The sequence below is a fragment of the Cellvibrio mixtus subsp. mixtus J3-8 genome, assembly GCF_000766945.1.
In the GTDB taxonomy this organism is placed as follows: domain Bacteria; phylum Pseudomonadota; class Gammaproteobacteria; order Pseudomonadales; family Cellvibrionaceae; genus Cellvibrio; species Cellvibrio mixtus_A.
The window spans coordinates 187,395-202,688 of the sequence record NZ_KN266211.1; the positions used below are offsets into that span (position 1 = coordinate 187,395).

Below are 15,294 nucleotides of genomic sequence, written 5' to 3' on the forward strand. Positions count from 1 at the left end.
GTTACACCACAAACCTCGCTACCAGGCTATTCAAATCCGTCGCCAGCCGCGCCAGTTCCTGGGCAGATGCACTGGTCTGGTTGGCACCGGCGGCGGATTGTGTGGAGAAATCGCTGATATTCACGATATTGCGGTCTACCTCCCGCGCCACTGCGGCCTGCTCTTCGGATGCACTGGCAATCAGCAAATTGCGTTCACTGATCTTTCCAACCTGGTGGTAAATCTCTTCCAGTGCCTGCCCCGCTTGCTCGGCAACACCGAGTGTCTGGCGAGCATGTTCAACGCTGCCGTGCATGGAGTTTACGGAGGCCTGGGTACCGGCCTGCACCTTCGAAACCATCTGCTCGATTTCCCGAGTGGAAACCTGGGTGCGATGCGCCAGTGCGCGGACTTCATCGGCCACCACCGCAAAACCGCGCCCGGCTTCGCCCGCGCGTGCGGCTTCAATGGCGGCGTTAAGCGCGAGTAAATTGGTCTGTTCCGCGATAGCCCGAATGACATCAAGCACTTTGCCAATATCTTTGGATTCCTCCGCCAGTCCTTCAATTTGCTGCGAGGTTTTAGCGAACTCGTGGGTCATGTTTTCGATGGACTGGATCGTCTGCCGGACTTTATCGCGCCCCTCGTGGGCCAGGCGCGATGACTTGTTGGAGTCTTCCGCTGTGCGGGTGGCGTTGCGCGCAACTTCATCGACGGCGGCGCTCATTTCGGTAATCGCCGAAGCCGCTTGCTGGATTTCACCATTCTGGTTTTGCAAGTTGCGCGATGCATCTTCCGCTACCGCATGCAATTCTTCAGTGGCTGCGGCCAGTTGTGTGGCGGAGTCAGAGATCTGGCTGATCGCACCGCGCAGGCTATCCTGCATTGCCGCGAGTGCAGTCAAAAGCCGGGCTGGTTCATCCTTGCCATGGGTGTCAATACGTTGCGTCAAATCACCGGTGGCTACTTTCTCAGTGGCAGATACGGCAGTAGCAATAGGCAGCGTGATGCTGCGGGTGGTAATCAGGGCAAGCAAAATGCTTACGATAAGGCTGACTGCAAGGCCAGCGGTGATGATCATGCGACTGCTTTCGTAGGCTTCATCGGATAGGGCAGTAGCATCCTGCACTCCTTTGGTGCTTGAATCACCAATGTCCAGCAAGTGGCGGGTAACCTCATCGCCCTGGGGGTGAACCTGCTGGTCAAGTATTTGCCGGGCCTGGTCGTGATTTCCGCTGCGCAAGAGCTCGAAGACCTGCTTCGCCAAACTCATATATTCCTGCTTCGCCGCCTGGAGCCGGTCATAGGCTGCGCGGTCATCGGACTGGTCGACCAATTCCTCATAGGCAGTTTCTGCGCTGGCGATATCAGCTTCCAGGGTACCGAAGCGCGCTTCCATCGAATCCAGGTTGGTCGTACTGGGGTCCACAACCGCGCGCAATGTGGCAACGCGATAACGGGTGAGGGCGAGATTAAGCCTGGATAGCGCATCGAGCGTGGGTACCCAGTTGTTGGCCACTTTTCGTTCCATTTCATGCATTTTGTTGATATTGCGTAACGAGGCTACACCCAACAACAGAATAATTAGTGCCAGGAGGCCAAAGGCGATAGTTAGGCGATGCCCGATTTTGATGTTCCGTAATAACATGAAGTCCTCCGTGTGTGGGTGTTTTTTGAGCAGTTGCGACAAGGGTTGTACAAGTATTGGTCAGGATTGGAGGGTCGGCCAGTTGTGAATTGGCGCCACGGCGAGGGCGGGCTGGTTTATAATCGCCGCCTTTTTCAACGGGTGGCTATAGTCACCTACATTCCAGGCAGTTCCAGTTATGCATTTCATCGTCAAAGTTTTCCCCGAGATCATCATCAAAAGCCCTCCTGTGCGCAAAAGGTTCATCAAGCAATTGCGCGACAACCTGCGGGTGCTGCTCGCGAACCTGGGGGTGGATATTGATGTGCAGCGCGATTGGGAAAAGATCGAAATCCGCTGCCCGGAGGCGGATACCCAGGTTACCGCGCAGGTATCTGATGTATTGGCACGCACGCCCGGTATCGCCAACTTTGCGTTGATCCATGATTATCCCCTGGGTGATCTTGATTCCATCTTTCAGAACACCTTGCGCCATTGGCGCGATCAGTTAGCCGGTAAAACGTTTTGCGTGCGCGCAAGGCGGGTTGGCAAACACGAGTTCAGTTCGGTGGAAGTGGAGCAATATGTTGGTGGCGGTTTGCTGCATAACTCTGATGCAAAAGGCGTAAGCCTGCATAAGCCGGATATTATTGTGCCGCTGGAAATTAAAGGTGAGCGCCTGTGGGTACTCACCAGTAAAACCCAGGGTTTGGGTGGTTTTCCGCTGGGTGCGCAAGATCCGGTATTGTCCTTAATTTCCGGTGGCTTTGATTCTACGGTTTCAACGTACTTGTGTATTAAGCGCGGCCTGCGTGCGCATTATTGCTTCTTTAACCTTGGCGGTCGCGCCCATGAAATCGGTGTGAAAGAAGTTGCGTATTATTTGTGGAATAAATACGGTGCGAGCCATCGCGTAAAATTTGTTACCGTTCCCTTCGAAGATGTTGTTAGGGAAATCCTCGAAAAAGTGGATAACTCCTACATGGGCGTTGTGCTCAAACGCATGATGCTGCGCGCTGCTGAACAAGTTGCCGACTCATTGGAAATCCCGGCGCTGGTCACCGGCGAAAGTGTGGCGCAGGTTTCCAGCCAAACGCTTATAAATTTAAATGCAATTGATCGCGCGATAGATATGTTGGTGTTGCGTCCTCTTTCGACTATGGATAAAGGCGATATCATCAATATCTCGCGCAAAATCGGGACCGAAAGTTTTGCGGCAAGCATGCCGGAATACTGCGGGGTGATTTCGGTAAATCCCACCACCAGGGCGCGCATGCATAAAGTGGAGCGCGAAGAAAATAATTTTGATTTTGCTGTGCTTGAAAAAGCCATTGCCGAACGTCGTGCACAAAACATCGATGAGATTGTCGATGAGCTGGATGCGGATTTATCGGTTCCTGTTGTTGGCGATATTCATCCCGGCCAAATTGTTATCGACATCCGCCATCCTGATGAACAGGACTCCAATCCCTTGCACCTGGCTGGAATTGAAATCAAAACCATTCCTTTCTATTCGCTGAATAATCATTTCGCGAATATGGATATGAGCAAACAATATTATTTGTATTGCCAGAAAGGCGTGATGAGTCAATTGCATGCGGCGAATTTAAAAGATGCGGGCCATTTGAATGTGGGGGTATATCGCCCTGAACCGAAGAGTGCGTGCGCGATTTGAGTTTGGTGGTTCCACATTCACAGAAGGAGCGGTTTGCTGAATTTGATTATCTGCGCGGAGTGGCAATTGCCCTGATTGTATTGGGGCATTCGATTTTTCTTGCGCAGCCGGTTTTCCCGTTACTATTGGAAAACCTGTTGCGCGGCGGCACTGGCTTGTTCGTTTTTATCTCCGGTTTCTTTTTTCATCGTGTTTTCTATCCGCGTTTTAATTACAGGAAGTTCATTGCGAAAAAAGCCAAGGCCCTGCTCATTCCGTTTTTAGTTATTTCATTATTTGCCTTATTCGTGCGGATGTTTGGTTGGTGGCAAGACGGATTGGATTGGCAACAGAATGTCCTCAATGCATGGTATACGCTCCGCAATGGTTATGTACTTTACCCGCATTGGTACATTCCATTTATTTTTCTCACCTTTTTGTGTTCGCCGCTGCATCTCGCCTACATCCGTACAAATTTTATAACGCAAACCGGTCTGCTGGTTCTTTTTTCATTTATTGCTGTATTAATGCATCGCCCGGAATCCAATTCCAATTTTTTGCAATCGCTGGTTTATTTCACACCTTATTATTTGCTGGGTATTTTAATTTCACAGTATGAGCAATCCCTGCGTCGCTGGCACGTGGCGTTGTTGATTGCAGGGTTGGTGATGGTTGCAGTTACCGCGCTCGCGCAAACTTATCTGTGGGTACACATCGGCAACTATCACACTGCCGCGTTTCATTACGCTGGCTGGGACCTGCAATTTATCCAAACGCTGTTCGGCTGCATCGCCATGCTTGCACTTTGTCGCCATATAAGCTGGCTGTGGTTGCAACAACATTTACAGTGGCTGGCAGAGTTAAGCTTTCCGATATTCTTTATTCATCCGCTGCTGACGATCCTGGTGGAAAATATTGCAGCACTTGAGGCGATGAAACCCTTATTTCCTGTCGCTAGTGTAGGAAATAGTTTGCTGGTTTTTATCGTAGTATTTGTTGTGCAGTTTTATGGTTCGGCGGGAGTTGCGGTGTTGGTTCGGAATGTATTTAAATCGAAGGGTAAGTTTATTGTTGGTTGAACTCCCGGCGATAACAACTATTTCATCTTTCAAAAATGTGCGCATAGTATGCGCACATTTTAAGTGCTTCGGAACAATAAATCAGAATGTATAAACTACACCGGCAGTGATGGTGGTTAGTTGTACTACATCTTGCCATTTTGCATAACGACTATAGGCTGCACGCAGGCTTAAATGATCGTTAATTATATAATTTCCACCAAAACCGAAAACGGATCTGTTTTCAGACTCAGAGTTGGATTCGTTGTATTCAGGATTTTCAAAATCCTGGTATTTTTCATCACCAGTCAGATCTGCAATACCTGCATGGCCAAAAACACTGAATTTGGAATTAATGGGGTAGGTGGCGATTAACGAAGCCTGAATGGTAGAAAATTCTGCTTTGCTTTTTTGATATTGATCTTCATACGCAATAAAACTGCCGAGATCACGTGAAGCAACTTCAAACGAAATAAATTTATTCAGCACGTAACCCGCACCAAAAGAAAAGTTATCGGTTGACGTGTTGAGTTCGAAATCACCGTTATCTAAAGATATTTTCGTTCTGCCAATATCACCAAAAAGATAAAAACCCTGTGCTGATGCTGGAACTGCCATAGCGGCTAACAAGCCTGCTGCCAAAAAATGCTTTTTCATGATTGCTTCATCCTGATGGGTAATCCTGCCTCTATTTGCAGGTGCGCGCATTTTAGGCATTTGTAATCCAAAGTAAACCTGAGGCTCGTATCATTACCCCCAATTCTCCACACTCAATCCATCTACACGTAAAAATTCTTTTTCTTTATTAGTGACCAAAATCCAGTTTTGTGAGCGGGCATGGGCGGCGATCCATAAGTCATTGTTGCCAATTAATTGGCCGGATTTCTGGAGTGATGCGCGAATATCGCCGTAGTGGTTTGCTGTGTTCTCACAGAGGTCGGCAATGGTGATCAGATTGGCAAGTTCGTCGATGATGGTCATTGCACGTTCCTTGGAATGGCTTTTTTTCGCACCGAAACGTAATTCGCCCAGCGTCACAATGGACATTGCCAATTGGTTGGCGGGATATTGCTGGAAACGTTCGCGCACGGCGGGTGGATTATATTTGGCGATATAAATGCAGATATTGGTATCGAGTAAAAAGCGGGTGCTCATAAAAAATCCTTTAAAAGCCCCACTCTATCTTGTGGTGGCGAATCTTCCCTGCCTTGTTCCATAAAGTCGGATGGTAGTCTGGCGAGCGCATCAAAAATAGCGGCTCCGTTTGGAGTAACCGCGCGTAGCACTATCTCATCGCCGCGCCGAAAAATCTCTACTTCATCCACATCGAAACGGAACTCTTTTGGTAGCCGGACAGCTTGGCTATTACCAGACTGAAAAACACGGGCAAGGGCCATAATTGCAACCTTTCTATTTGTATATATGCGCAGTATATACATGTAAAAAGTATGCGGCCAGATTAAATTTTCACCAATTAGATGCACGCTAGACATATCCGCGTCATGGTCAGATAGGTATAATGCGCGCCTTTTTACGCATCCCCTTTGCCTTTTTATAGGCTTATACCCAAGAGAAACCCCACAGTGACAGATCAATCAGCAATCGAAAAACTGCGCAATATCGCTATTATCGCCCACGTTGACCACGGTAAAACCTCCATGGTTGACCAGTTGTTGCGCCAATCCGGTACCCTGGATCGTCGCGATGACACCGGCGACCTGATCATGGACAGCAATGACCAGGAACGCGAGCGCGGTATTACCATCCTGGCGAAAAATACCGCCATCAAGTGGAATGACTACCGTATCAATATCGTGGATACCCCCGGCCACGCCGACTTCGGTGGTGAGGTAGAGCGTGTTCTGTCGATGGTGGATTCCGTGTTGCTGATTGTGGACGCCGTTGGCGGCCCGATGCCACAAACCCGTTTCGTAACGTCCAAAGCCTTCGAGCAAGGCCTGAATCCGATTGTTGTTATCAACAAAATCGACCGTCCGGGCGCGCGCCCCGAGTGGGTTATTGATCAGGTGTTTGATCTGTTCGACCGCCTTGGTGCGACTGACGAACAGCTCGATTTCCCGGTTGTTTACGCGTCGGCATTGAACGGTGTTGCCGGTCTGGATCCGGACAATATCGCTGAGGATATGACCCCGCTGTTCCAGATGATTGTCGACAAGGTGAAGCCGCCACAAGTTGACCTGGATGGCCCGTTCCAGATGCAAATCTCGGCGCTGGATTACAGCAGCTACGTGGGTGTTATCGGTATCGGCCGTATCACGCGCGGCAGCCTGTCGCCCAACCAGCAAATCGTTGTGGTTGACCACGAAGGCAATACCCGTAAAGCCAAAGTATTGCAGGTAATGGGTTATCACGGCTTGCAACGTATCGAGACTGATAGGGCTTATGCGGGCGATATCGTCTGTATCACCGGTGTGGACAAGCTGGGTATCTCTGACACCCTGTGTAGCCCGGATGCGGTTGAAGCCCTGCCAGCATTGTCTATCGATGAGCCAACCGTCAGCATGACCTTCCAGGTAAACGATTCGCCATTTGCCGGTAAAGAAGGCAAGTACGTGACCAGCCGTAATATCAAAGATCGCCTGGACCAGGAATTGATTGCCAACGTGGCACTGCGCGTTCAGCAAGGTGATTCTCCGGATAAATTTATCGTTTCTGGCCGCGGCGAATTGCACCTGTCGGTATTGATCGAAAATATGCGCCGCGAAGGCTACGAGCTGGGTGTATCGCGCCCCGAAGTAGTGAAGAAAATTGTGAATGGCGAAGTGCATGAGCCGTTTGAGCAAGTGGTGATCGACGTTGAAGAAGAACACCAGGGCAAAGTGATGGAAGAGCTCGGCCTGCGCAAAGGCGAGTTGACCAATATGGAGCCGGATGGCAAGGGTCGCATCAAGCTGGAGTTCCTCTGCCCGTCGCGTGGCTTGATCGGTTTCCGTGGCCAATTCCTGACCATGACGTCCGGTTCCGGCATCATGACCAGTATTTTTGACCACTACGGACCGGTAAAAGAAGGTGAAGTGGCAAGCCGTCAAAACGGTGTGCTGGTGTCCATGGTGAAGGGCAAAACCCTCGCTTACGGTTTGCACCCGCTGCAAGACCGTGGCCGTTTGTTCCTCGGCGCGGGTATAGAAGTTTACGAAGGACAGATCGTGGGTATTCATTCGCGCTCCAATGACCTGGTGGTAAACCCGACCAAAGCCAAGCAATTAACCAACGTTCGTGCTTCCGGTACCGACGATGCGCTGACCCTGTCACCGCCAATCCGTCACACCCTGGAACAAGCGCTGGAATTTATTGAAGATGACGAATTGGTAGAAGTAACACCACAATCGATTCGCCTGCGCAAGAAGCTGCTCACTGAAAACGAGCGCAAGCGCGCGAACAAATAATTCGTGATCGACGTGTGACATAAAAAATCCCCGAAGTGAAAGCTGCGGGGATTTTTTTTAGCAGTTAATTTGTCGTATGGTAATTAGTGAAGACGGAATGATGAGGGAAATAAAAACCCTATCGAGCAAGATCGTTTACGAAAATAAATGGATGCGCTTAAGCATAAGAAGAAAGGTTGAGCGCCCAACCGTTTACGCTCGCACAGTTTGCAGAAATCATTATCTCCGGTTTCATTAGCGATGCAAAGGGCATCAATGGATGCAATTTTGCGTGGTTGAAAGGCTTTATTAAATAGTTATTACCCGCTGTAAAGTTTTATGAGTTATCGACATTATGGATTTTTTGCTCTTGTTTTATTTTTTATTACTCGGCGCCATCACGGGTATTTTTGCCGGTTTGTTTGGTATTGGGGGCGGTGGCATTATGGTGCCGGTGCTCACGTTTTTATTTGTGCAACAACAATTCCCCACTGAACATGTGTTACATATGGCATTGGCGACGTCGATGGCAGCGATAGTGCCTACTGCGATTGCCAGTTTGCGCGCACATCACAAACACAACGCCGTTATTTGGCCGGCAGTGATAAAAATTGCACCGGGAATTTTATTCGGCACATTTGCCGGAACATTTCTGGCGAGTTATTTGTCGGCAGAGCCGTTGGCGATTTTTTTCTCCTGCTTTATGGCTTTTGTTGCGCTGCAAATGGTGATTAATCGCAAACCAAAACCAACACAGCAATTGCCGGGCGTTATCGGCTTAAGTTCGGCCGGTGCGGGGATTGGAATTATTTCTGCGTTGGTAGCGATTGGTGGAGGAACGCTGACAGTTCCTTTTCTGGTGTGGTGCAATATTGGTTTGCCAGTAGCAATTGGAACCTCTGCCGCCGTGGGTTTGCCTATCGCATTATCCGGTGCCGTTGGTTATATCATTAACGGCTGGAATCAAACCGGTTTGCCCGCTTACACATTGGGTTTTGTATTTTGGCCGGCAGTTATCGCTATGGCTTCTATGAGTTTTTTTACTGCACCATTAGGAGCAAAACTTGCCCATCGTTTGCCAATTCCTCTGCTCAAAAAATTATTTGCGCTGCTATTGATTGGACTTTCTATGCAGATGTTAATTACGGTGTTTGGTAATTGATGCTGGAATCGTATCGTTATAAGTGAATTGAATGGTGGCTGCATCGCAGCATTAGCTGCTGGATGCCGCCCGGAATTTATTCAATCAACGATATGGAGCTGCGATTTTTCTCGACCAATAGTTTTATTTTGCTCGACAACTCATCAAGGCGCATGGGTTTGCTGATGTAGTCATCCATTCCCGCCGCAAGGCAACGATCACGGTCTTCTTTCATTGCATTGGCGGTCATGCCAAGGATAGGAGTCGGGCGTTTATTTTGTTTTACTTCCATTTCCTTGATTAATCGCGTCGCGGTTAATCCATCCATGCGCGGCATTTGCACATCCATCAAAATAATATCAAAACTGGATGACTGATAATATTTCACGGCAATTTCACCATTTTTAGCAACAACCACCTCGCAGCCTTCGCTCTGTAAAAAATCCAGCACAGCAATAATGTTGCCCTCGTAATCTTCCGCCACTAATACTTTAAGGCGATCTTTATTATTTATATTTTCAACGTTATCCAGGTTGTCAGTCACTGAATATTCGTTGCTCAGCTCTGTGTTGCCAGTATTGGATGGCTTGCAGGGCAGTGGCAATGAAACTTTGAAGTTGCTACCAAGGCCAACTTTGCTGGTGACAACTATGTCGCCACCGATCAGGTCAACAATACTTTTACAAATAGACAGGCCCAGCCCCGTCCCGCCATAGATTCGCGCTGTGCTGCTGTCTGCCTGGATAAATTTTCCGAAAATTGTATCCAGTTTGCTTTCATCAATCCCTATGCCTGAATCAATAATTTCCAGGTTAAGGATTTTTATTTCCGGATGCATGCTGTCGCTAATGCTCGCAAATAGATTCACAAAGCCGCGTTCGGTAAATTTGATCGCATTATTTACCAGGTTAAACAAAACTTGTTTGATTTTGGTCTTGTCGCCCTGGAATTCATAATCTTTTGCAGCTTGATAGCTAATGCCCAGCTGTAAATTTTTTTCTGCAGCTTTTACAGACATAATGCTGCGTACGTCTTCAACGAGTTCAGCGATTTTGAACGGGACTATTTCCAGTGAAAACTCATTCGCTTCGATTTTGCTGATATCCAGCAAATCATTAATCAGGTTAAACAATGATTCGGAGCTAACCTCAAGGTTGGAAATTAATTTTTTCTGGTCGCTGGTTAATGTTTTATCACGGTTAAGCACCTGGATGATGGAAATAATCGCGCTCAATGGTGTGCGCAACTCGTGGGACATATGTGAGAGGAAATCGGTTTTTGCGCGGTTGGCAATGTCTGCCTGGATTTTGCTGTTTTCCAGGATAATTTGCGCAATGGATTCTGCCGTTTCAATATCAGTAAACGACCAGTTTTTACACTGGCCTTTAACGGTGGTCTGCCATAATTCAAACGAGCTACGCGGGGTTAACCGATAACCGGCTTTGGTTTGTTCTACGGGTTTTTCCGGGTTGCCGGCCCAATTAACACTTTTGATGCGCGCTTTGCGAAACCAGATGGCAATGTCATCGCTGTACATACCTATTGGTACGAACAACGCACCACCGGTAAGATCTTTCAATAGCGGGTCATGTTTAAAATAATCGCCAATGAAGCTGGTGTGCACGACGGATTTGTTACCAAACTTTCTATACCAACTGGCGAGTTTTTCTATGCATTCCTGTTCGTAAGTTTCACCGAAATAAAAGAATTTATTATCGGCAAATATGGCGATTCCATCCGCATCCATAGCTTGTAGTGCGGCCTCACTGTTTCTTGCAATGGTGCTTTCAAAAGTATCCATGCTTGAAGACAGTGACAGTTTTTCAATAAGTAATTTGCGCAGCTCCTGGCGTTGATGGTCCAGCGAACGGCGCATTGTTGTTAGCTTTGCTGAAAATATATGCGCAATTATTTCACATAACACGCGAATGCTATGCGAAATATGCAGGCTGGTTTGGTGATGGCAGGCAATCAATCCCCACAGCTTATTGTCTTGCATAATGGAAATTGACATGGATGCTTCAACACAAATATTTTCCAGGTATTGGATGTGTATTGGCGATACGCTACGCAAAATTGAATAACTCATGTCGAGTGGTTTGCGTGCGCCATCTGCAAGTGCAGGATACAGCGGAGAAGGTTTGTAGCGAATGTCCGGAATCAAGCGCAAATAATTAATGCTATATAAACGCCGCGCTTGTTCGGGAATGTCACTCGCCGGAAAATTCAATCCCAAATAACTGGTCATGTAATCAGCGCGATTTTCGGCTACTACCGAACCATTCCACGACTCATCAAACTTATAAAGCTTTACACGATCAAAACCGGTGATGTTGCGTACATGGGAAACGATCAAATCGTAAAGTGATTCAATTTCATGGGCCTGTTGGGCTTCAATCGAATAGTTGCGCAAATCTTCATATACTTGTTGCAGGGAATCTTTATCTGCGATGGCTTTGGGTTCGAATTCAATGACTTTGTAATGCCGTGAAAAATGCACAACAGCGTCGTAAGGTTTGTTGGCCAATATCACCGAGGTGAATTTATAGGGTGCCAGATCAGCTTCGCGAATGGCTTTGTTAATAACTGCCAGGTTATCGCCGCCGATAATATCGTTAAGGTTTTTACCAATACAATCCTGTGCACTAATACCTAAATGCTGGATGATATTTTCACTGACCTGGATAATTTCATCAGAAGTGTCCAGTGTCACCAACATTAATCCGTGTGGTTGAATGCAGTTGGGAATATGAATTGGTTCCCTCGAACATTGTTGCAATGCCGCTTCCAGTTCTTCTTCCGATAATTGCTCCCGAGGGACTGGAAAACTTTCATTATTCATTTATGCCCCCAAAGGGAAAATAGCGTTTGGATAATTGATCGAGAATATTGAAATAGAATTGGGCGCTTTGAATCACCGCATCTGCATCAAGACTCGCTTCATGGTGCGCCAGGTAATTAAGAAATTCTTTCCAATAGTAACCGGTGTGCTCACCGAATCCATAAAAGAAAAATTGCGTTACACCGGGTTCGAGCGCGAGCGTTTTTTTGAGCTGTTTACTGATCATTTGCCCACCCAGTGTGGAGCCCTGTTTAACATACAAATACCCGATATAGTTTTCGAGTCGCGGTGCGCGCGTACCAATCTCTGCATTGGCTGGAGTAGAAAAAGACCTTTCTGGTAGAGGTTGGTTCAATGCCAAAAAATCCTGTTGTAACCATCGTAGGGGTGTCGCTTCATAAGTAAAGCGCTGGGGCGTCGGAATGCTGTTAAAGCGATCATCAACGCCCTGGTAGAAATGATAAAAAACCCTTAAAACATCCCGGTAGTTTGCAGTTGTACACTCCGCACTAACGAGCTTTTGCAGGCCGGGATTGCGATGTAAGGATTGATGGATTGCGTCGGTTTCTTCCCGCAACCGATGGCGAAGCGTGGCTTCTTGTATGAATTCGTTAGTCAATTGGTTTCCCGCGCAGTCAGCGCGGTGCTGAAATCTGCAAAGCTTAAAAAATGTACATGGTAGAGGAGGCGTGGAAAATAAGGAAGATAAAAATCTGCCAGCTGTTTGTGGCGCAAAAATCATTATCAACGGTATGTTCGGTGCGCTATTAAAGATCTGCTGATCAATAACATCCCATGCTTGTTTAACCCGTGGTTTTTATCAAATTACTCAGGGCAGTAATATGATCCGTACGCGCATTGAGCGCTGGAATATATTGGTATTTTTCCCCGCCTGCGTTTAAAAAAGTGTGGCGATTTTCCACTGCCAGCTCCTCCAGGGTTTCCAGGCAATCGGCGCTGAATGCGGGCGATAAAATGGCGATGTCTTTTATCCCTTCGTTGGGAAGGTTTGCGAGCGTTTCATCGGTGTATGGCTTTAACCATTCGGCGCGACCAAAACGCGATTGGAAGCTGGTAATTAACAGGTTTTTATCCAACTGTAATTTTTCTTGCACCAATCGTGTTGTTTTTTGGCATAAACAAAAATAGGGGTCTCCGGCAGTCAGAAAACGTTTTGGCATCCCGTGGTAGGAAAAAATAATTTTTTGCGGCAAGCCATTTTTTTCAATGTGCTCGCGCACCGAGTTGGCAAGTGCGTCGATGTATAGCGGATGATCGCAATAATTATTGATGAAATGTAATTCCGGAACCCAGCGCCAGTGTTTTAATTCGTCGGCGACTGCATCAAAAGAGGAGCCTGTCGTTGGGCCTGCGTATTGTGGATAAAGGGGTAACACAATAATTTTGCGCACGCCTTCTTTTTGCAATTCACGCAGTGCGCTGGCGATTGATGGATTGCCGTAACGCATTCCCAGTTTTACGCTGTATTTATCGCCTAATTGTTGTTGTATCGCCGTTTGTTGTTGTTTGCTGATGACGAGCAGTGGCGAGCCTTCGCTGGTCCACACGCTTTTATAAAGCGCTGCTGATCGCTTCGGGCGCACACGCAAAATAATACCGTGCAGAATCAGCAACCACACAAGGCGGGGAATTTCTACAACGCGTGGATCAGATAAAAATTGCTTGAGGTAGCGACGCAATGCCGGAGCGGTAGGCTCATCGGGGGTGCCGAGGTTCACCAGCAATACGCCGATGCGCGGGGAAGGCTTGTTTGCCGCATGAAATACCGGATCTACATCGTAATTCAAGGCGGTGAATCGGCTCATCAATGGCTCCCAAAACAGTGTGGCAATGGCGGTCAGGTTAAAGTGGTAATACGTAAGGGGCGCAAGTATATCCCGAAATGAAGCGCATCGAAGGATGTGGTGCGGATTTATCTTCTGGTTACACATGCAGGTATTCAAGGGTTTAAAAAGTCACCTGATGTAATCAACGGGAGGTTGGTAATCGGGTGTTGGTAGGCGTAGATCCACACCTGTAGTTTTTCTCCTGTGGCAGTGATTACTTCATGGCGTTTGCGTTGGTATTCCTGTTCTGGTGCTGCGGGGAAATCACATTCTTCATACGCGTCCAGCGCGCGTAACTGCTCCGGGCTTGCCAGCTTATAGACTTCACCTTTGACCCATTGCGCGCTTTGCGCATTTTCTTCCAATACCAACGCGGGATAATAACTGACGCGATACAGTTTTCCGCGCACTTGTGCGTTGGCGATAAACCCGGCGTCCGCCAGAAATTTCTGGTGCGCGCCGGTGGGGCAAGCGCGTCTTAGTGTGCCATATACAAATAATAAATCCGGATTCATGCTATTAATTCATTCAGTGGATACGCAAAAAAATTCCCGCCGTAGCGGGAATTTTTTATGTTGGGCCTAGAGCGGTGCTATCTGTAATATTTTGCCTTTGCTTTCGTCGGTAACAATATACACAAGTCCGTCCGGGCCTTGTATTACTGAACGCAAACGCTGGCCTAATTCATTCTTCAGCAGGCGTTCTTCTTTAGTAATCTTATCGCCATCTACCACCAGGCGCACCAGCGCTTGTTCACGCAAGCTGGTTAACAGAATATTATTTTTCCAGTGCGGGAATTTATCGCCGGTGTAAAAAATAAAACCGGCAGTCGCAATAGAAGGAACCCATTTGTAGACAGGTTGTTCCATACCTTCCTTGTGGGTGCCTTCACCGATTTTTCCGCCGCCGTAATTTTCACCGTAGGTGATCACCGGCCAGCCATAATTTTTTGCCGGTTCATCAATATTCAATTCATCGCCACCTTGCGGGCCGTGCTCGCCAGTCCAGAGTTTTTTGGTGACGGGATTGATGGCCGCGCCTTGCATATTGCGGTGGCCGTAAGACCAGATTTCCGGCAATGCGCCCGGGGTTTTTACAAAAGGATTGTCTTTGGGCGCAGAGCCATCAGCGTTGATGCGAATGACTTTGCCTTGATGGTTATCCAAGGTTTGCGCTTTATCTTTTTCGCTGTAACGATCACCCAGGGTGATAAACAACGTCCCGTCCGCTGCCCATACCAGGCGCGAGCCAAAATGGTTATTGGAATCAATTTTTGGTTTTTGACTAAATACGCGCGTGACATTTTCCAGTTTATTGCCATTCAGGGTGGCATAGCTGACGGCCGTACTATTGGTACCTTTATCGCCTGGTTCTGAATAGCTGAAATAGATTTTTTTGCTGGTCGCAAAATCCGGGGCGAGTACAACATCCAGTAAACCGGCTTGCCCCTGGTTGTAAATTTTTGGCAAGCCCTGTAACGGTTCGCCTAATTTTCCATCGGGCGAAACGATACGCATACGGCCAGGTTTTTCCGTTACCAGCATTTTGCCATCGGGCAAGAAGGCGAGGCTCCAGACATTTTCCAGGCCTTCGGCAATGGTATTTACACGGATGGTGCCGCTTTCAGTTTTAATATCCAGTGGTTTGGCAGTTGCGAGTGGCATTGCCAGTGAAAAACACAACGCGGCACCCAGCAGGGAATATTTCATCGATAAGCTCCAAATAACGAAAAGACGATTGGTTAAAACAGCAGTGAAATT

13 protein-coding genes are annotated in these 15,294 nt (G+C 47.7%); 4 read left to right on the forward strand and 9 right to left on the reverse strand.

Going from position 1 to position 15,294, the window contains the following annotated elements; genetic code table 11:
- Position 1 precedes the first annotated feature (1 nt).
- Positions 2-1,627, reverse strand: coding sequence for a methyl-accepting chemotaxis protein (locus tag A596_RS16975; RefSeq protein WP_039916958.1), 1,626 nt, complete (start codon positions 1,625-1,627; stop codon positions 2-4).
- Between the two features lie 178 nt (positions 1,628-1,805).
- Here A596_RS16975 and thiI point away from each other — a divergent pair, with 178 nt between their 5' ends.
- A complete protein-coding gene (thiI, locus tag A596_RS16980) occupies positions 1,806-3,281 on the forward strand; it encodes a tRNA uracil 4-sulfurtransferase ThiI (protein ID WP_039916959.1) in 1,476 nt (491 codons plus the stop codon).
- Positions 3,269-4,339, forward strand: a complete 1,071-nt coding sequence (locus A596_RS16985; RefSeq protein ID WP_052417621.1) for an acyltransferase — start codon at positions 3,269-3,271, stop codon at positions 4,337-4,339. The genes thiI and A596_RS16985 overlap by 13 nt, the downstream gene beginning before the upstream one ends.
- Before the next feature lie 81 nt (positions 4,340-4,420).
- On the opposite strand, the gene A596_RS16990 is transcribed toward A596_RS16985, so the two are convergent.
- The 3 genes from A596_RS16990 to A596_RS17000 form a co-directional block, all read right to left on the reverse strand.
- Entirely contained in the window at positions 4,421-4,975 is a 555-nt protein-coding gene (locus A596_RS16990) for an outer membrane beta-barrel protein (RefSeq protein WP_160280162.1), read from the reverse strand.
- A gap of 93 nt (positions 4,976-5,068) precedes the next feature.
- Complete coding sequence (gene vapC, locus A596_RS16995; RefSeq protein ID WP_039916963.1) at positions 5,069-5,473, reverse strand: type II toxin-antitoxin system tRNA(fMet)-specific endonuclease VapC; 405 nt, start codon at positions 5,471-5,473, stop codon at positions 5,069-5,071.
- Positions 5,470-5,715: an antitoxin gene (locus tag A596_RS17000; RefSeq protein ID WP_039917143.1), complete on the reverse strand. Its 246-nt coding sequence runs from the start codon at positions 5,713-5,715 to the stop codon at positions 5,470-5,472. Before A596_RS17000 ends, vapC begins: the two co-directional genes overlap by 4 nt.
- 186 nt (positions 5,716-5,901) lie before the next feature.
- Here A596_RS17000 and typA point away from each other — a divergent pair, with 186 nt between their 5' ends.
- Positions 5,902-7,725 (forward strand): translational GTPase TypA, encoded by a 1,824-nt coding sequence (gene typA / locus A596_RS17005; RefSeq protein WP_052417622.1) that lies wholly within the window; start codon positions 5,902-5,904, stop codon positions 7,723-7,725.
- Positions 7,726-8,059: 334 nt separating this feature from the next.
- Complete coding sequence (locus tag A596_RS17010; RefSeq protein ID WP_039916964.1) at positions 8,060-8,866, forward strand: sulfite exporter TauE/SafE family protein; 807 nt, start codon at positions 8,060-8,062, stop codon at positions 8,864-8,866.
- Positions 8,867-8,942: 76 nt separating this feature from the next.
- Here A596_RS17010 and A596_RS17015 read toward each other — a convergent pair whose 3' ends face one another.
- The 5 genes from A596_RS17015 to A596_RS17035 form a co-directional block, all read right to left on the reverse strand.
- Positions 8,943-11,687 (reverse strand): response regulator, encoded by a 2,745-nt coding sequence (locus A596_RS17015; protein ID WP_039916967.1) that lies wholly within the window; start codon positions 11,685-11,687, stop codon positions 8,943-8,945.
- Positions 11,680-12,306 (reverse strand): biliverdin-producing heme oxygenase, encoded by a 627-nt coding sequence (locus A596_RS22260; protein ID WP_052417623.1) that lies wholly within the window; start codon positions 12,304-12,306, stop codon positions 11,680-11,682. Before A596_RS22260 ends, A596_RS17015 begins: the two co-directional genes overlap by 8 nt.
- Before the next feature lie 184 nt (positions 12,307-12,490).
- Entirely contained in the window at positions 12,491-13,513 is a 1,023-nt protein-coding gene (hemH, locus tag A596_RS17025; RefSeq protein WP_039916968.1) for a ferrochelatase, read from the reverse strand.
- A 134-nt stretch (positions 13,514-13,647) separates the two neighbouring features.
- On the reverse strand, positions 13,648-14,049 hold the full coding sequence (locus A596_RS17030) for a gamma-glutamylcyclotransferase family protein (protein ID WP_039916969.1): 402 nt from the start codon (positions 14,047-14,049) through the stop codon (positions 13,648-13,650).
- 66 nt (positions 14,050-14,115) lie between these two features.
- Positions 14,116-15,243: a PQQ-dependent sugar dehydrogenase gene (locus A596_RS17035; RefSeq protein WP_052417624.1), complete on the reverse strand. Its 1,128-nt coding sequence runs from the start codon at positions 15,241-15,243 to the stop codon at positions 14,116-14,118.
- Positions 15,244-15,294 lie beyond the last annotated feature (51 nt).